At 62.3% G+C, this 17,273-nt stretch carries 14 protein-coding genes; 12 read left to right on the top strand and 2 right to left on the bottom strand.

Features of this window, described 5'->3' with window-relative positions; all coding sequences use genetic code 11:
- Nucleotides 1-113 precede the first annotated feature (113 nt).
- From KGB29_RS06455 to KGB29_RS06400, 12 genes are all read left to right on the top strand, one after another.
- Nucleotides 114-443: a DUF485 domain-containing protein gene (locus KGB29_RS06455; RefSeq protein WP_090456027.1), complete on the top strand. Its 330-nt coding sequence runs from the start codon at nucleotides 114-116 to the stop codon at nucleotides 441-443.
- A complete protein-coding gene (locus KGB29_RS06450; protein WP_102672730.1) occupies nucleotides 440-2,089 on the top strand; it encodes a cation acetate symporter in 1,650 nt (549 codons plus the stop codon). Before KGB29_RS06455 ends, KGB29_RS06450 begins: the two co-directional genes overlap by 4 nt.
- Before the next feature lie 173 nt (nucleotides 2,090-2,262).
- On the top strand, nucleotides 2,263-3,513 hold the full coding sequence (locus KGB29_RS06445) for an OprD family porin (RefSeq protein WP_150813953.1): 1,251 nt from the start codon (nucleotides 2,263-2,265) through the stop codon (nucleotides 3,511-3,513).
- 288 nt (nucleotides 3,514-3,801) lie between these two features.
- Nucleotides 3,802-5,505: an AMP-binding protein gene (locus KGB29_RS06440; RefSeq protein WP_150813952.1), complete on the top strand. Its 1,704-nt coding sequence runs from the start codon at nucleotides 3,802-3,804 to the stop codon at nucleotides 5,503-5,505.
- 101 nt (nucleotides 5,506-5,606) lie between these two features.
- Nucleotides 5,607-7,115 carry a CoA-acylating methylmalonate-semialdehyde dehydrogenase gene (locus KGB29_RS06435; protein WP_150813951.1) on the top strand — a complete coding sequence of 503 codons (1,509 nt, stop codon included), beginning with the start codon at nucleotides 5,607-5,609 and terminating at the stop codon, nucleotides 7,113-7,115.
- Between the two features lie 89 nt (nucleotides 7,116-7,204).
- Entirely contained in the window at nucleotides 7,205-8,095 is an 891-nt protein-coding gene (gene mmsB / locus KGB29_RS06430; protein WP_150813950.1) for a 3-hydroxyisobutyrate dehydrogenase, read from the top strand.
- A 2-nt stretch (nucleotides 8,096-8,097) separates the two neighbouring features.
- Nucleotides 8,098-9,186, top strand: coding sequence for an enoyl-CoA hydratase/isomerase family protein (locus KGB29_RS06425; protein ID WP_218543893.1), 1,089 nt, complete (start codon nucleotides 8,098-8,100; stop codon nucleotides 9,184-9,186).
- Nucleotides 9,187-9,204: 18 nt separating this feature from the next.
- Entirely contained in the window at nucleotides 9,205-10,356 is a 1,152-nt protein-coding gene (locus KGB29_RS06420; protein WP_150813948.1) for an acyl-CoA dehydrogenase family protein, read from the top strand.
- Between the two features lie 66 nt (nucleotides 10,357-10,422).
- A complete protein-coding gene (locus KGB29_RS06415; RefSeq protein ID WP_150813947.1) occupies nucleotides 10,423-12,051 on the top strand; it encodes a methyl-accepting chemotaxis protein in 1,629 nt (542 codons plus the stop codon).
- Entirely contained in the window at nucleotides 12,048-12,728 is a 681-nt protein-coding gene (locus tag KGB29_RS06410) for a TetR/AcrR family transcriptional regulator (RefSeq protein ID WP_150813946.1), read from the top strand. Before KGB29_RS06415 ends, KGB29_RS06410 begins: the two co-directional genes overlap by 4 nt.
- Nucleotides 12,729-12,906: 178 nt before the next feature.
- On the top strand, nucleotides 12,907-14,091 hold the full coding sequence (locus tag KGB29_RS06405; RefSeq protein WP_218543894.1) for a serine hydrolase domain-containing protein: 1,185 nt from the start codon (nucleotides 12,907-12,909) through the stop codon (nucleotides 14,089-14,091).
- A 107-nt stretch (nucleotides 14,092-14,198) separates the two neighbouring features.
- Nucleotides 14,199-15,122, top strand: a complete 924-nt coding sequence (locus KGB29_RS06400; RefSeq protein ID WP_150813944.1) for a transporter — start codon at nucleotides 14,199-14,201, stop codon at nucleotides 15,120-15,122.
- A gap of 67 nt (nucleotides 15,123-15,189) precedes the next feature.
- Here KGB29_RS06400 and KGB29_RS06395 read toward each other — a convergent pair whose 3' ends face one another.
- Entirely contained in the window at nucleotides 15,190-16,218 is a 1,029-nt protein-coding gene (locus KGB29_RS06395; protein ID WP_150813943.1) for an AraC family transcriptional regulator, read from the bottom strand.
- Nucleotides 16,219-16,272: 54 nt separating this feature from the next.
- On the bottom strand, nucleotides 16,273-17,229 hold the full coding sequence (locus tag KGB29_RS06390) for a LysR family transcriptional regulator (protein ID WP_150813942.1): 957 nt from the start codon (nucleotides 17,227-17,229) through the stop codon (nucleotides 16,273-16,275).
- Between the last annotated feature and the right edge of the window lie 44 nt (nucleotides 17,230-17,273).

Raw genomic sequence — 17,273 nt, 5'->3', positions numbered from 1 at the left:
AACTCCAGCACATCAGCATTCAGGTGGCGTCCCGCATCGGGTCGCTGCCCGGGTACCCGTACGCCCCTCAAAAGGCCGAACAACAAAAACAACTAGAAATGCGGAGCCGCACCATGACGACCGACCATCCGAACCACGTCCAGACCTGTGCACTGGTCAGGGCCAACCCCAAGTTCCACCGCCTCGCGCGCCAGCGTGCACTGCTGGCCTGGACGCTGAGCGGCGCGGTCCTGGCTATCTATTACAGCTTCATCATGGTGGTGGCTTTCGCCCCTGCCTGGCTGCACCTGCCGCTCTACGACGGCAGCCACCTCAGCCTCGGCATGCCAATCGGCGTGACGATCATCCTGTTGTCCTGGCTACTCACCGCCTGGTACGTGCACAGCGCCAACACCCGCTTCGACGTACTCAGCTCGCAGATCCTGCAGGAGTCCCGCGCATGAAACGCCTGTCCGCCCTTCTCGCCCTCAGCCCTGTGCTGGCCCATGCCGAGCCCATCATTGCGCAGAAGCAACCGCTCAACCTGCACGCCATCGGCATGTTTTTCGTCTTCGTCCTCGCCACCCTGCTGATCACCTGGTGGGCGGCACGACGCACCCGCTCCGCCGCCGACTTCTACAGCGCCGGTGGCGGCATCACCGGCTTCCAGAATGGCCTGGCAATCGCCGGTGACTACATGTCGGCGGCAACTCTGCTGGGCCTGTCGAGCCTGGTCTTCGCCAAGGGCTACGACGGCTTCGTCTACATCATCGGCTTCTTCGTCGGCTGGCCCATCGTCACCTTCCTGATGGCCGAGCGCTTGCGCAACCTGGGGCGCTACACCTTCGCCGACATCGTCTCCTACCGCCTCGATCAAACCCGCGTGCGCAGCTTCGCCGCCCTCGGATCGCTGACCGTGGTGTGCTGCTATCTGGTGGTGCAGATGGTCGGTGCCGGTCAACTGATCAAACTGCTGTTCGGTCTCGACTACCGCACGGCGGTGGTGGTAGTCGGACTGCTGATGCTGGTCTATGTCATCTTCGGCGGCATGCTCGCCACCACATGGGTACAGATCACCAAGGCGGTCCTGCTCCTGGCAGGCGGCACGACCCTGGTGCTGATGGCCCTGAGTCGCTTCGATTTCAGCTTCGAGACGCTGGCCGCCCAGGCTGTGGCCGTGCATGCCAGCGGCGTGCAGATCATGGGCCCGGGCACCTTGCTGGCCGACCCGATCAACGCGGTGTCCCTATCCCTTGGACTGGTCTTCGGCATTGCCGGCCTGCCGCACATCCTGATGCGCTTCTTCACGGTGCCCAATGCCAAGGAAGCGCGTAAATCCGTACTGTTCGCCACGGTGTTTATCGGTTTCTTCTTCCTGGTGGTCTGCGTCCTGGGCTATACCGCCATCGTCATCGTCGGCACCGATCCTCAGTACTACGTCGATGGCAAGCTAGGCGGGGCCATGATTGGCGGAAGCAATATGGTGGCCATGCACCTGGCGAAGGCGGTGGGTGGCAACCTGTTTCTCGGTTTCCTCTCTGCCGTGGCTTTCGCCACCATTCTCGCAGTGGTGGCTGGCCTGGCCCTGGCCGGTGCCTCGGCCATCTCCCATGACCTTTACGCGTCGGTATTGAAGAAGGGCTGCGCCGACGAGAAACAGGAAATGCGCGTGTCGCGCATCGCCACCATCTGCCTGGGCATCGTTGCGATTGCCCTCGGCATTCTGTTCGAGGGGCAGAACATCGCCTTCCTGGTCGGCCTGACGTTCGGCATCGCCGCTTCGGCGAATTTCCCGGTACTGATCATGGCCATGTACTGGGGCGGCCTGACCACCCGCGGCGCCCTCTATGGCGGCCTGACCGGCCTGGTCAGCGCACTGGCCCTGGTGATCGGCTCGCCGTCGGTGTGGGTCGGCGTACTGGGGCATGCCCAGGCGCTCTTCCCTTACGACCAGCCGGCGCTGTTCTCCATGCCACTGGCCTTCCTGGTCATAGTGGTCGCTTCCAGGCTTGACCGCAGCGAACGCGCCGACCGCGAGCGCGCCGCCTATGCCGACCAGTTCGTCCGTGCCCAGACCGGCCTTGGAGCTGCCATGGCCAGCAGTCACTGACGCTGCTTTTTCCGGGGCTGACACCCCGAGCGCGAGTCCGCTCCTTTGCTTCGCGCTTTTTTACGCCCGACCTGCGCCGCTCGGCGCAGGACACCCCAGAAGCGCCCCTCCCTCGCCAACGCCAAGCGGCGCGGGAGCGGCTCGTCGACAACAAAAACAACAAAAGGCAACCAATGAAACCCACCACCCTCACCCTGTTCCTGGCCGGCACCGGCCTCGCCGCACAGGCTCACGCCGATTTCTTCGCAGACAGCACGGCCAGGCTGGAAACGCGCAACTTCTATTTCAACCGCGACTTCCGCCAGGCCAATGCCGCCCAGTCCAAGCAAGAAGAATGGGCCCAGGGTTTCCTGCTGCGCTACGAATCCGGCTATACCGACGGCATGATCGGCGTCGGTATCGACGCTCTTGGCCAGCTCGGCGTCAAGCTCGATTCCAGTCCCGATCGCTCCGGCTCCGGCCTGCTCAAGCGCGATAACGAGCCGCCCAAACGCGCCAAGGACGAGTATGGCGAACTGGGCCTGACGGCCAAGTTCAAAGCGTCCAACAGCGTGCTCAAGCTCGGCACCCTGACCCCGAAGTTGCCGGTGCTGTTGGCCAATGACTCGCGCCTGTTGCCGCAAACATTCCGCGGTGGGCAGTTGAACGTCCAGGAGATCAAAGGCCTGAGCGTTGATGCCGGGCGCGTGGATCGGGTCAACCAGCGCGACTCCTCGGACTACGAGAAAATGGCGATCACCACCACCGGCGCCAAGGGCATTGTCAGTGGCCAGGCCCGCAGTGACGCCTTCAATTTCGCCGGCCTTGCCTACCAGTGGAACGACCGGCTGAACACGGGCTACAACTACGGCGGCCTGGACGACTTCTACCACCAACACCAGTTCAGTCTGGTCCACGTGCTGCCGCTGGGCCCAGGCCAGACGCTCAAGAGCGACCTGCGCTACGCCCGCTCCACCGACGACGGTAACAGCAACATCGACAACAACGCCTTCGGCGCCATGTTCACCTATGCCCTCGGCGGCCATGCCTTCGGTCTGGGCTACCAACGCATGAGTGGCGACACCGGCTTTGCCTACGTCAATGGCAGCGACGCCTACCTGGTCAACTTCGTGCAGATCAACGACTTCGCCAACAAGGACGAGCGTTCCTGGCAGGCGCGCTACGACTACAACTTCGCGGCGCTCGGCATTCCCGGCCTGACCTTCATGACCCGCTACCTGGCCGGCGACAGCATCGATCTGGGCGCCCGCAGGCCTGAGGGTCGCGAATGGGAGCGCGACACCGACATCGGCTACGTGGTGCAGAGCGGCCCGCTGAAAAACCTCGGTCTGAAGTGGCGCAACGCTACGGTGCGCACCGCCCACTTCGGCAACGATCTCGACGAGAACCGCCTGATCCTCAGCTATACCCTGGCGCTCTGGTAAGGCCCCGCACAAGGCGGGTGCCGCTCACATCGCTTGACGGTGCGGGCAGCACCCGCCTTGTGCATTTCTGGCGCATCGGGGATGCCGCCAGCCTGTGTTTTTTTGCACAACGCACGAGACTTTTTGAGCATTCTTATTTGATTTATGCCTGCCTATACTCGATTCAACCGCTTGGTCATGAACCAGGTCAGTCCCAATAAAAATAAACAGGGCACCCACCGTGAAGCCATTCTTGCTTGCCGTCGTCTCCCCACGTTCAGGTACCCGCGCGCGTCTCGGGAGACTCCAATGAACAACAACTGCCAACCTTTCCTCGCCGCCCGAGACTTCCTGCTGGAACACCGCACCGATTACGCCACAGCTGTGCGTGATTTCCGCTGGCCACAGTTGACCGAGTTCAACTGGGCTCTGGATTACTTTGACGCCATGGCCGAGGGCAACCAGGCCAATGCCCTGTGGATCGTCGAAGAGGACGGCAGCGAACAACGCTACAGCTTCCAGCAGCTGGCCGCGCGCTCCAACCAGGTGGCCAATCACCTGCGTGCCCTGGGCGTGCGCCGCGGAGAGCGCATCCTGCTGATGCTCGGTAACGACATCGCCCTGTGGGAAACCATGCTGGCCGCCTTCAAGCTCGGCGCCGTGGTCATCCCCGCCACCGCCCTGCTGACCCCTGAAGACTTGCGTGATCGCATCGAGCGTGGCCATGTGTGTCATCTGGTGGTCGGCGCCGCTCATGTCGAAAAGTTCGACGGCCTGGGTGAAGGCTGCAGCCGCATCTGTGTTGGCCCGGCCCCCGCAGGCTGGACCCCGCACAGCGCTGCCAGCGAATATTCCGAACAGTTCGAAGTCGAGGGCCAAACGCTCGCCACCGACCCGATGCTGCTGTACTTCACCTCCGGCACCACCTCCAAGCCGAAGATGGTGCTGCACAGTCACCAGAGTTACCCGGTCGGCCACCTATCGACCATGTACTGGATCGGCCTGCAGCCGGGCGACCTGCACTTGAACATATCGTCACCGGGCTGGGCCAAGCACGCCTGGAGTTGCCTCTTCGCACCATGGAATGCCGGTGCCTGCATCTTTATCCACAACACCGCACGCTTCAGCGCGCAAGCCCTGCTCGGCGTGCTGGAACGCTACGGCGTCACCAGCCTGTGTGCGCCGCCTACCGTGTGGCGCATGCTGATCCAGGAAGACCTGGCCAGCTACAAGACACGCCTGCGCCTGCGTGAACTGGTGGGCGCCGGTGAGCCGCTCAACCCGGAGATCATCGAGCAGATCCAGCACGCCTGGGGCCTGTTGCTGCGCGACGGTTTCGGCCAGTCGGAAACCACCGCCCTGGTCGGCAACACGCCTGGCCAGCGGCTCAAGCCGGGGTCCATGGGTCGTCCGCTGCCGGGCTACCGGGTGACCATGCTCGACCCTGATGGCGTGCCGGGTAACGAAGGCGAAGTGGCCCTGCCGCTGGACGTGCGCCCGCTCGGCCTGATGCTGTGCTACGAGGACAGCCCGGAAAAGACCGCCGAAGTGATGCGCGACGGCTACTACCGCACCGGCGACACCGCGCAGATCGACGAAGAGGGCTACATCACCTTCGTCGGCCGCGCCGACGACGTGTTCAAGGCTTCCGACTACCGCATCAGCCCCTTCGAGCTGGAAAGCGCGCTGATCGAGCACCCGGCGGTGATGGAAGTGGCCGTGGTGCCAAGCCCCGACCCGGTGCGCCTGGCAGTGCCCAAGGCCTATCTGATCCTGGCCCATGAAGCCCAGGGCAGCCACGAACTGGCCGGCAGCATCTTCGCGTTCGCCCGCGAGCACCTGGCGCCCTACAAGCGGGTACGGCGCATCGAATTTGTCAGCGAGCTGCCCAAGACCATCTCCGGGAAGATCCGCCGGGTGGAACTGCGGCAAATGGAAACGCAGCGCCGTCAGGGCGACGCACGTGGCCCGCAGGAATACTTCGAAGAAGACTTCCCGCAACTCAAGGGCTGAACCCAGGCCGGTACGCCGGCCCTTCTGAATCCAAATCCGACCGCTCGGCCATCCAGGCCGAGTGGCTTAACTCGACCCAAAGAAAGTAGGCAGAACTGAAAATGACCTCTTCCAGCATTCCAAGCGTCAAGCTTCTCATCAACGGCGAATTCGTCGAATCGCGCAGCACTCAGTGGCGCGACGTAGTCAACCCGGCCACCCAGGAAGTCCTGGCCCGCGTCCCCTTCGCCACCGCCGAGGAAATGAACGCCGCCGTCGCCAGCGCCAAGCAAGCCTTCAAGACCTGGCGCAAGACCCCGATCGGTACCCGTTCCCGTGTCTTCCTCAAGTACCAGCAACTGATCCGCGAGAACATCAAGGAACTGGCCGCCCTGCTGACCGCCGAGCAAGGCAAGACCCTGCCGGATGCCGAAGGTGACGTGTTCCGCGGCCTGGAAGTGGTCGAGCACGCCGCCAGCATCGGCAACCTGCAGATGGGCGAGTTGGCCAACAACGTGGCCAACGGCGTCGACACCTACACCCTGCTGCAACCGCTGGGCGTGTGCGCCGGCATCACCCCGTTCAACTTCCCGGCGATGATCCCGCTTTGGATGTTCCCGATGGCCATTGCCACCGGCAACACCTTCGTCCTCAAGCCGTCCGAGCAGGACCCGCTGGTGACCATGCGCCTGGTGGAACTGGCGCTGGAGGCCGGTGTACCCAAGGGTGTACTCAACGTCATCCACGGCGGCGTCGACGCGGTGAACCTGATCTGCGACCACCCGGATATCAAGGCCGTGTCCTTCGTCGGCTCGACCAAGGTCGGCACCCATGTCTACAACCGCGCCACCCAGAACGGCAAGCGCGCGCAATGCATGATGGGCGCGAAAAACCATGCCATCGTCCTGCCCGATGCCAACCGGCAGCAGACCCTGAACAACCTGCTGGGCGCCTCCTTCGGCGCCGCCGGCCAGCGCTGCATGGCTCTGCCCGTGGTGATCCTGGTCGGTGAAGCGCAGGCTTGGCTACCGGACCTGATTGAGCGAACCAAGACCCTTAAGATCAACGGTGGCACCGAGCCGGGCACCGACATCGGCCCGGTGATTTCCTGCGCCGCCCTGGACCGCGTCAACGGCCTGATCGCCAGTGGCATCGAAGAAGGTGCAAAGCTTGAACTGGATGGGCGCAACCCGAGCGTGCCGGGCTACCAGGACGGCAACTTCGTTGGCCCGACCATTTTCTCCGGCGTCACGGCGCAAATGTCCGTGTACCGCGAAGAGATCTTCGGCCCGGTACTGTGCGTCATGCACGCCGCCAACCTGGATGAGGCAATCGAGATCATCAACGCCAACCCGAACGGCAACGGCACTGCCCTGTTCACCCGCTCCGGCGCTGCCGCCCGTCACTTCCAGGAAGAGATCGACGTCGGCCAGGTGGGCATCAACGTGCCAATCCCGGTACCGGTCCCGCTGTTCTCCTTCTCCGGTTCGCGCGCCTCCAAGCTGGGCGACCTGGGTCCCTACGGCAAACAAGTGGTGACCTTCTACACCCAGACCAAGACGATCACCCAGCGCTGGTTCGACGAGGACGACACCAGCGGCGCGGTGAACACCACCATCACCCTGAAATGACCTTTGCCGGCCGGCGCCTTGCGTCGGCCGACGACAAGCGCGCGCAGGATTTCCTGCGCCACTGCCCCCAATCGTAAAAGGTAGCCAACATGCATATCGGATTTCTCGGCCTCGGCAACATGGGCGGCCCAATGGCCCGTAACCTGCTCAAGGCTGGCCACAGCCTGACCGTCTTTGATCCCTTCCCCCAGGCGGTCGCCGTCCTGGTGGAGGCCGGCGCCAGCGCCGCCGACTCGCCCGCCGCCGTGGCCAAGGCCAGGGTTGAGGTGATCATCACCATGCTGCCGACCGCCGAACACGTGAAGCAGGTCTATCGCGGCAAGGACGGCCTGCTGGCCAATATCGGCCCAGGCGTGTTGCTTATCGACAGTTCGACCATCGACCCGCTGAGCACCCGCGAGGTGGCCAAATATGCCCTTGCCCAAGGCAACCCAATGCTTGACGCGCCGGTATCCGGCGGCACCGGCGGCGCGGCGGCAGGCACCCTGACCTTTATGGTCGGTGGCCCGGACAGTGTGTTCGACCAGGCCCTGCCGATCCTCTCGGCCATGGGCAAGAACATCGTGCACTGCGGCGCAGCCGGCAACGGCCAAGTGGCCAAGATCGCCAACAACATGCTGCTCGGCATCTCCATGGTCGGCGTCGCCGAAGCCATGGCCCTGGGTGTGGCCCTGGGCATGGAAGCCAAGGTGCTGGCCGGGATCATCAATACCTCCAGCGGTCGCTGCTGGAGCTCGGAGGTCAACAATCCGTTCCCGGGTGTACTGGAAAACGCGCCGGCCTCACGCGGCTACAGCGGCGGCTTTGGCAGCGACCTGATGCTCAAGGATCTGGGCCTGGCCACCGAAGCAGCCAGGCACGCGCGTCAACCGGTCGCGCTCGGTGCTGTAGCCCAGCAGCTGTACCAGACCTTCAGCCTGCAAGGTAATGGCGGCCTGGACTTCTCCGCCATCATCCAACTGTTCCGCGGAGAAGCCTGAGCATGAGCGAGCAGCAAGCCCCGGTGCTGGCCAGCGTACGCAACCGCGTCGGCCACCTGACACTGAATCGGCCAAGCGCGTTGAACACCCTGGACCTGCCCATGGTGCGCCTGCTATGCCGGCACCTGTGGGCTTGGGAACAAGACCCGCAGATCGTCGCCGTGACCATTCGCGGCGCCGGTGAAAAGGCCTTCTGCGCCGGCGGCGACATTCGCATGCTGTACGACAGCTACAAGGCCGGCGACAACCAGCACGAGCTGTTCCTCGAGCAAGAGTATGCCCTCGACGAATACCTGCATGGTTACACCAAGCCCGTGCTGGCGCTGCTCGATGGTTTCGTCCTCGGCGGCGGCATGGGCCTGGCCCAGGCCGCCTCGCTGCGGGTGATCACCGAGCGCACGCGGATGGGCATGCCGGAAGTCGGCATCGGCTTTTTCCCCGATGTCGGTGGCAGCTATTTCCTGCCGCGCCTGCCGGGGGAACTGGGAACCTATCTGGGCATCACCGGCTGCCAGGTGCGTGCCGCCGATGCCCTCTATGCGAACCTTGCCGACTACTACCTGCCCAGCGAACGGCTGGCCGAGCTGGATGCCTGTCTGGACCACCTGAACTGGACCGCTGCGCCCGACGAAGACTTGCAGGACCTGCTTGCCGACATGGCTACAGAGCGTCTTGCCGGGTCCGAGCTCAAGGCCTGTCGCCAGGCGATCGACGAGTACTTCGCCTTGCCCGATGTCCCGGCCATTCGTACCGCGCTGCAGCGAGAACAACGCCCTGAGCTGCAAGACTGGGCCGAACAGACGGTGAAACTGCTCGACAGCCGCTCGCCACTGGCGATGGCCACGACGCTTGAGTTGTTGCGCCGTGGTCGTTACCTGAGCATGGCCGAGTGCTTCGCTCTGGAGTTGCACCTGGACTACCAGTGGTTCGACAAGGGCGACCTGATGGAGGGTGTGCGCGCCCTGATCATCGACAAGGACAAGCGCCCACGCTGGAACCCGCCAACCCTGGCAGAGCTGGAACCTGCCCGGGTGCAGGCCTTCTTCAACGAGTTTCAACGCACCTGCGGCAAGCCCGTACGCACCGCCTGATCGGCAGGAGACTTTGCAATGCACGATATCGAATTGACCGAAGAACAACGCATGATCCGCGACATGGCGCGCGACTTCGCCCGCAGCGAAGTCGCGCCGCATGCCCAGGCCTGGGAGAAGGCCGGCTGGATCGATGACGCCGTGGTGGCGCAGATGGGCGAGTTGGGGCTGCTGGGCATGGTCGTGCCGGACACCTGGGGCGGCAGCTACACCGACTATGTGGCCTACGCCCTGGCGGTGGAAGAAATCTCGGCCGGCGACGGTGCCCTCGGCGCGCTGATGAGCATCCACAACTCGGTAGGCTGCGGCCCCCTGCTGAAATACGGCACCCCCGCGCAGCAGGACAGTTGGCTGCCGCTGCTGGTCAGCGGTCAAGCGATCGGCTGCTTCTGCCTGACCGAGCCACAGGCTGGCTCCGAGGCACACAACCTGCGCACTCGTGCCGAACTGCGCGACGGTCAATGGGTACTCAATGGCGCCAAGCAGTTCGTCAGCAACGGCAAGCGCGCCAGGCTGGCCATCGTCTTCGCCGTGACCGATGCGCAACTGGGCAAGAAGGGGCTGTCGGCCTTCCTGGTACCGACCGACAACCCCGGTTTCGTGGTCGACCGCAGCGAACACAAGATGGGCATCAAGGCCTCCGATACCTGCGCGGTGACTCTGAACAACTGCACCATCCCCGAGGCCAACCTGCTGGGTGAACGCGGCAAGGGGCTGGCCATTGCCCTGTCCAACCTGGAAGGCGGCCGCATCGGCATCGCCGCCCAGGCTTTGGGTATCGCCCGCGCCGCCTTCGAGGCTGCCCTGGGCTATGCCCGCGAACGCATCCAGTTCGGCAAGCCGATCATCGAGCACCAGAGCGTGTCCAACCTGCTCGCCGACATGCACACCCGACTCAACGCCACCCGCCTGCTGATCCGGCATGCGGCGCGCCTGAAAAGCGCCGGGCAACCGTGCCTGTCCGAAGCCTCCCAGGCCAAGCTGTTCGCCTCGGAAATGGCCGAGCGCGTGTGCTCCAGCGCCATGCAGATCCATGGCGGCTACGGTTACCTGGAAGACTACCCGGTAGAGCGCTACTACCGCGACGCGCGCATCACCCAGATCTACGAAGGCACCAGTGAAGTCCAGCGCCTGCTGATCGCCCGCGAACTGAGCCACTACGCGCTCTGACCTCCTCCAGCCGGACGCGACTGCCGCGTCCGGCTTTTCCCTGTCTTGCCCCTTGTGGAGCTGCCCATGCCCGGCTTGCGCAATATTTCCATTAGCCGCCGTCTGTGGCTGATTTTGCTGACATCCATCCTGATGCTGCTGATACTCGCCGGCCTGATGCTCAAGCAGAGCTATAACGACCTTTATACCGCCAAGGCGCTGAAAACCCGCCACGTGGTCGAGACCGCCAGCGGCATCCTGCGTCACTTCCAAAGCCTGGAAGGCCAGGGCCTCAGTCGTGAGCAGGCGCAGCAGCAGGCCATCGCGGTCATGCGCGACTTGCGCTACGACCGCGAGGATTACTTCTGGCTCGAAGACCTCGACACGCGAATGATCATGCACCCCAACGCCGGGCTCGAGGGCAAGCGCATGGCCGGTACACTCGATCCGGACGGCAAGGCGCTGTTCGACGAAATGGTCGCCACGGCCAAACGTGATGGCGCCGGCCTGGTGCACTACCGCTGGCCAAAACCGGGTTCCGACGCGCCGGTGGAAAAGGTTTCCTACGTCGAATTGTTCAAGCCCTGGGGTTGGATTGTCGGCTCGGGGATCTACATAGACGACGTGCACGTCGAGTTCCGCCGCCAGCTGATTCAGGCCTGCGTCATATTGCTGACGATCACCCTGCTGCTCAGTGCGCTGATCCTGCTGATTGCCCGCAGTATCGCCTCGCCACTGGCGCGGGTGGTCGATGCGATGGAGAACATCGCCAGCGGCGAAGCCGACCTGACCCGCAATCTGGATAACCGCTGGCGCGATGAACTGACAGACTTGAGCGGCCATTTCAACGTGTTCACCAACAAGCTGCGCGGCGTGATCGGTCAGTCCATACAGTCCGCTGACAGCCTGGACCAGGCTTCGAAGTCGCTCGGTGAAATCGCCGCCGATAGCCACAACCACAGCCAGCAGCAATCGCAGCAGATGGAACTGGTGGCCGCCGCCATCCACGAGGTCTCCTACGCCGTGCAGGAAGTGGCGAAGAACGCCGAGCACGCTGCCAACGAAGTTCGCCAGGCCGAAGAACAGGCACGTCGAGGCCAGCACAACATCGACATCAGTCTGCTCCAGATCGACCAGTTGTCCGATACCATCGGCCAGGCCGTCGAGGTGATCCAGAGCCTGGCCCGGGAAAGCACCCAGATCGGCAGCGTGCTGGAAGTGATCCGCGCCATCGCCGAGCAGACCAATCTGCTGGCCCTGAACGCCGCCATCGAGGCGGCGCGCGCTGGCGAACAGGGTCGCGGCTTCGCTGTGGTAGCAGACGAAGTGCGCCTGCTGGCCCAGCGCACCCAGCAGTCCACTGCGCAAATCCAGGACATGATCGAACGCCTGCACGGCAACTCGGAAGCTGCAGTAGATGTCATCAATGCCAGCAGCCAAGCCGCTCGACAAACCGTGGAACAGGCCCACCAAACGGCTGAAAGCCTGCACCACGTACTCGGCGCACTACGCAATGTCACTGAACTGAACGCCTCGATCGCCAGCGCCACCCTGGAGCAGTCACACGTGGTCGAAGACATCAATCAGAACGTGACCCGCGCAGCCTCCCTGGCCCACGAAAGTGCCCAGGCAGCAGACCGGTCCAACGAGGCGAGCCAGGAACTGGGCCAACTTGCGGGTCAGCTCAATCGGCTATTGGGACAGTTTCGCGTATGAGGTCGATGAGTCACATGCAGCCCTCCAAAACCCTTTTTGCCGTGCCTGTCGACGAAGAACGCAACACGCGTTACCTGGAAACCCGGCACAAGGCTGTCGAACTGTTCGCCAGGCATGGTTTCAGCCGAGTCAGCATGCGCGACCTGGCCACTTGCCTGGGGATCACCGCCGGCTCCCTCTACAACCACATCGATAGCAAAGAGGAACTGCTGTTTGAATTGATCGAGGAGCTCTACGAAGCGTTGCTTGACGGCGCCAGCCTGGTGACCCGTCGCAAATCCGCCCCCACTGTACGACTGCACGGCCTGCTTGAGGCGCACCTGCGGCTCCACGAGCGTATGGCCGCGCATTTCCGCCTGGCTGAGTACGACCTCCATTGTTTGAGCTGCGAACAGCAAGCCTCGATTCTGACCCTGCGCCGACGCTACGAGCAGCATCTGGTGGAGACCATAGACCAACTCACCGGTAAACCGGCTAGCGTCACCCGGCGCGCGACCGTTAGCGGCATCGTGTCCTTGCTCAATCAACTACCGGCCTGGGTTGGGCAGCCCAAGGCCGGCATTGGAGCACGCCGCAAGCTGCTGCATGAGATGGTGATGAGTACCCTGCAGGGTGCATTGCGGGCAACTGAGACGGCAGTCGTTCACGCATCGCCCTCCTCCCAGGCACTTAAATAAGTACCTGATTCCGACACCCTCTGCCGACACCCGACAAACCCTCGGATTTTATTTTCTTACTCTCCACTGGCCCCGATGTTCATCGCATCACGTCGGGCCAATCAGTCCTGCCACTGCACACCCCACCATAAGCTCCAGCCCAGCGGGCTATGGGTCGGGTGTAAGGAGAATAAAAATAATGAATCCAGGTTTTACATCATCACTCAACCACTTGCTCGATGCTGCCACGGCTGGATCGCAGCGCGTCCCAGGCGTAGTCGCGGCATTAGTCGGGCGTGACGGTCTGGTCTATGAGGGTGCGTCAGGTCAACGGACGCAGGGTCAAGCCCCTGCCATGACGACCGACAGCGTTTTCGCCATGTTTTCCACGACCAAAGCGATAACCGCCACGGCGGTGCTGCAGTTGTTCGAAGAGGGCCGACTGGATCTCGATGCGCCTGCCAGGAACTATGTGCCGATGATCGGCGAACTGAAGGTGCTCGAGGGGTTTGATAGCGACGGAACGCCTCGCCTTCGCGCCCCCAGAAAACACATCACCACTCGAATGCTTCTGCTTCATACGGCAGGTCTGGGTTATGAGTTCTTCAACGAAAACTACAACCGACTAGCCCAGGAACAAGGACAACCCAGCATCATCAGCGGGTCGTTGGCGGCGCTTCAAACACCCTTGCTGTTTGAGCCGGGTGAACAGTGGGAATACGGCTCCAACATGGATTGGGCCGGCCTGGTGGTCGAGGCCATTACCGGCAAGCGTCTGGGTGAAGTCATGCAGCAGCGTATTTTCGAGCCGCTGGGCATGACCGATACCGCCTTTACCATGACCCCGTCGATGCTCCAGCGGCGAGCCAGCCTGCACCAACGCGCAGAGGATGGATCGCTTTGCGCACTCGAGGATTTCATCCTGCCACAGGCCCCCGAAGTGCACATGGGAGGCCATGGCCTGTATTCGACCGTGAAGGATTACTGTCAGTTTATCCGTGCCTGGCTTAACGATGGACAGGGGGATCACGGACGGATTCTCAAACCGGAAACGATTTGTTTCGCTGAAAAAAATGGTCTCGAAAACCTGAAAGTAAAAGCCCTCCCCGGCGTTATCCCCAGTCTCACCAATACCGCAGAGTTCTTTCCGGGCATGCCCAAGTCGTGGGCGATGAGTTTCATGATCAACGATCAAGACGCCCCCACCGGTCGCCCTGCGGGTTCTTTGGCGTGGGCCGGATTGGCCAATCTTTTCTATTGGATCGACCGCAAGAACGGCATCGGCGGCTTTTGGGCCACCCAGATATTGCCGTTCGCCGATTCCGTTTCGGTCAATGCCTATCTGGATTTCGAAACGGCGGCCTACCGCTATCTGACCCGCTGACCCGGCACTGATTCGATGCAGATCGCATGAGAGCCCCCCGGGGCTCCAGGCGATGCTGCACGAAAAAATTCCTCTCCAAAAACCAACAAAAACAAAACAGGTGATTCATGGAGATCTCCACACGTACCCCTGCGCGCGTTCGGCCCCTGGTGCGCGCACTTGACACTTCAACGATCGGTGCCAGCCTCGTGCTGGCGATTCTGGCGGGCAACGCCCAGGCCATCGATGTGGACGCCGGCGAATATACCGCTGCGCTACCAGCCGGCAGCAATATCGGTTTGCTATACCTGCAGCATGCGCAGCGGCGGTCGCTTTACAGTGATGGTCACAAGGTTGCGATCAAAGCGGGGCTCGACTCGGATATCGGCATACTGCGCGCCGCGCATTACCAGCAGTTGGGCGACTACACGATCAATACACAGTTCCTGCTGCCCTTCGGTCGCCTGGAAGGAACACGCGATAACGACTCGCTGGGACAAACCAGTGGTATGGGCGATCTGATTCTGGCGTCCACTCTATGGCTCGTGAATGACCCGGCGAAAAATCGTTACTGGGGTATTGCACCCTACCTGTACGTGCCGACCGGTAACTATGACCGCAACGATGCACTCAACCTTGGCGAAAACCGTTGGAAGATGACATTGCAGACAGGCTATGTGACCGGTCTCACTGAAAAACTTTCCCTGGACCTCACCGCGGATGTGACCTTCTTTGGCAAAAATGACGACCTCACGAGTCAAGACCTGACGTTGCGCCAGAAGCCGCAGTGGCAAGCCCAGACCTACCTGAGGTACGCCGTGACACCAAAGCTTTCGGTGCATGTCGGTGCGTCTCGACTCTGGGGTGGTGAGACGCGCATTGACGGTCAGGATCAGAACGATGAACCCGACACCAGCAAATACCGTGTCGGCTCGTCATACTGGATAACCCCCTCCTTCCAGGCCCTGCTCAACTACGGCCAGGACGTCTCGGTCGACAACGGTTTCAAGGAAAACCAGCGGGTTAACCTAAGGCTGTTGTGGGTGTTCTGACCCACAGTGAATGGCACCGAGAGCGGGCTGGACACCGCTCTCGGTGCCCTCGTACCGCCTCCAATCGCTAGCGCAGCCGGCGCTGCAAGGTCTGGGAGGGTAATTCACTGAAACGCTTGCGATAGATCCCCGCGAATTCACCCAGGTTCAGATAACCCCAGCGAAAGGCGATGGCCGAAACGGTGGTTCCCGATTGCGGGTCCGCCGCCAGCAAATCGCGGTGCGCCCCCTGCAATCGCTGCTCACGCAGGAACGCACCGGGCGTCATGCCGCGAAAACGCGCGAAGGCACCACTCAATGTCCGCACACTGGTCCCTACCGCACTGGCAATCTCACCCATCGTCGGCAGGCTCGCAGCATTGGCACTCATGAACTCTTCGGCAGCCCTGACATAACGGGGTGCAATCCGGTTCAGTGGACTATTCAAATCAAGCCCTGCCCGCCCGGCGCGGCCAGCCCATTCTTGCAGCATATGAACGCAAAGACTTTGCTCCAGGTGAGTACCCATACGCCCTTCAGCCATGTGTGCGGGAGCTTCGGCAATACAACGAACCGTGTACTCCAGCAAACTCAGCCAGCTTGATCCGACTCCGCCGATGACGCACTTGTGTCTCCAGAACTGATCATCGGGCACGAACCCAAACCACTGCAGCGCCATCCGCTCCAATACGGCATGAGGAATGGTCAGATTCAGTTGCAGGTGATCAGGGTCGAGGTCGATCCGGTAATCGACACGACTGCAATCGGCAACGAATGATTCACCCATTGCCGTATCCTCGGTGACGGAACGCCGGGTCCAGTGCCGGGCATTGCCGCGAATCGTGGTAAGCAGTAGCGCATTCCCGGCTTCGGGCGAAAATTCATCGACGCTCACCGGCACGCCATAGGCAAAACGAGTCAGCGTCAACTCGCCAATCCTGGACGAATGCATGGTGGCGTGCGGCTTGATGGCCTGCCCTTTGGGTGCCACACGGTAGGGCATATACATGCGATCCGACCAGTCGCTGATTTCATCCCACTCGGTTGAAAAACTTTTGTGATGCTGGTGAATCGGCTTGCCGCTGGCATCGGTTAACAACGCATGTTCGAGAAGCATAAAGACACCTGATTTTTATTTTTTTAGGGTCCAATCGATGGCCAGACCTGCAACTCAGAGCAACGGCGGGTAGACCATCTCGTGTGACTCGCCCATCAGCAGCGGACGATTGAGCTCCGCGCAGGTGCGCAGGTAGTCGGCCACCAGGGTAATCCTCTTGAGGTTGCGCAGGTCCTCACAGTAGTACATCCAGAACTGTCGCGTGACCTCCACCTGATCCGGCAGCACCTCGCACAGGCGCGGGTCGGGACCGGCGAGGAAGCAAGGCAGGATCGCCAGCGCCCGCCCTTCCAGAGCCGCATGGTACTGGGCGACCACGCTGGTGCTGCGCAGGCGGCTGCGCGCGCCGAGCATCAGGTCGTTCAGGTAGAGCAGCTTGAAGCTGAAGGCCAGATCATCGACGTAGGTCACGAACGGGTGACCGGCCAGATCCTCGCGACAGCCAATCGGCGGATGACTGGCCAGGTACTCCGGCGTCGCATACACACGCAAGCGGTAATCGCACAGCCGCGAGCACACGTACGGACCGCGCTCGGGCCGTTCCAGGGTGATGGCGATGTCCGCCTCACGCCGTGACAGGTTGACGAAGTGCGGGACCGGCAAAATATCCGCCGAGATATTCGGGTAGTGCTCGAGGAAGTGGCTCATCTGCGCTGCGATGAAACAGGACCCGAAGGCTTCGGTACAGCCGATGCGCAGGTGCCCGGCAAGCCCTCCGGTGGTGCCGAAAACCTGTTCGCAGGCTACCAGCAGTGTACTTTCCAGGGTTTCGGCGTGGCAGACCAGGCGCTGCCCCTCCACGGTCAGCACGAAGCCCGCGGTTCGCGATTTCTCGAACAACATGGCGCCCAGGCTCTGCTCCAGGGCGCGGATGCGTCGCGCTACCGTGGTGTAGTCCACCCCCAGGCGGCGGGCTGCACCGCTGGCGGTGCGGGCACGAGCGACCTCGAGAAAGAAGCGCATGTCGTCCCAGTTCAAGTGACCTTGCGTTGTACTTGTTTGCATATTCATCAGGCTTTCCTGCCGTACTTTGAGAGGGCCAGTGAATAAAAAGC

This window comes from Pseudomonas sp. BF-B-30, from assembly GCF_019956305.1.
GTDB classification, from domain to species: domain Bacteria; phylum Pseudomonadota; class Gammaproteobacteria; order Pseudomonadales; family Pseudomonadaceae; genus Aquipseudomonas; species Aquipseudomonas jessenii.
The sequence above is the reverse complement of the archived record's forward strand: the minus strand, read 5'-3'. Positions and strand labels throughout refer to the sequence as shown.

What these genes read in the sequence shown, in the direction of transcription:
- KGB29_RS06455 (WP_090456027.1), top strand. Translation starts at nt 114, where the DNA reads ATGACGACCGACCATCCGAACCACGTCCAGACCTGTGCACTGGTCAGG.
- KGB29_RS06450 (WP_102672730.1), top strand. Translation starts at nt 440, where the DNA reads ATGAAACGCCTGTCCGCCCTTCTCGCCCTCAGCCCTGTGCTGGCCCAT.
- KGB29_RS06445 (WP_150813953.1), top strand. Translation starts at nt 2,263, where the DNA reads ATGAAACCCACCACCCTCACCCTGTTCCTGGCCGGCACCGGCCTCGCC.
- KGB29_RS06440 (WP_150813952.1), top strand. Translation starts at nt 3,802, where the DNA reads ATGAACAACAACTGCCAACCTTTCCTCGCCGCCCGAGACTTCCTGCTG.
- KGB29_RS06435 (WP_150813951.1), top strand. Translation starts at nt 5,607, where the DNA reads ATGACCTCTTCCAGCATTCCAAGCGTCAAGCTTCTCATCAACGGCGAA.
- mmsB (WP_150813950.1), top strand. Translation starts at nt 7,205, where the DNA reads ATGCATATCGGATTTCTCGGCCTCGGCAACATGGGCGGCCCAATGGCC.
- KGB29_RS06425 (WP_218543893.1), top strand. Translation starts at nt 8,098, where the DNA reads ATGAGCGAGCAGCAAGCCCCGGTGCTGGCCAGCGTACGCAACCGCGTC.
- KGB29_RS06420 (WP_150813948.1), top strand. Translation starts at nt 9,205, where the DNA reads ATGCACGATATCGAATTGACCGAAGAACAACGCATGATCCGCGACATG.
- KGB29_RS06415 (WP_150813947.1), top strand. Translation starts at nt 10,423, where the DNA reads ATGCCCGGCTTGCGCAATATTTCCATTAGCCGCCGTCTGTGGCTGATT.
- KGB29_RS06410 (WP_150813946.1), top strand. Translation starts at nt 12,048, where the DNA reads ATGAGGTCGATGAGTCACATGCAGCCCTCCAAAACCCTTTTTGCCGTG.
- KGB29_RS06405 (WP_218543894.1), top strand. Translation starts at nt 12,907, where the DNA reads ATGAATCCAGGTTTTACATCATCACTCAACCACTTGCTCGATGCTGCC.
- KGB29_RS06400 (WP_150813944.1), top strand. Translation starts at nt 14,199, where the DNA reads ATGGAGATCTCCACACGTACCCCTGCGCGCGTTCGGCCCCTGGTGCGC.
- KGB29_RS06395 (WP_150813943.1), bottom strand. Translation starts at nt 16,218, where the DNA reads ATGCTTCTCGAACATGCGTTGTTAACCGATGCCAGCGGCAAGCCGATT.
- KGB29_RS06390 (WP_150813942.1), bottom strand. Translation starts at nt 17,229, where the DNA reads ATGAATATGCAAACAAGTACAACGCAAGGTCACTTGAACTGGGACGAC.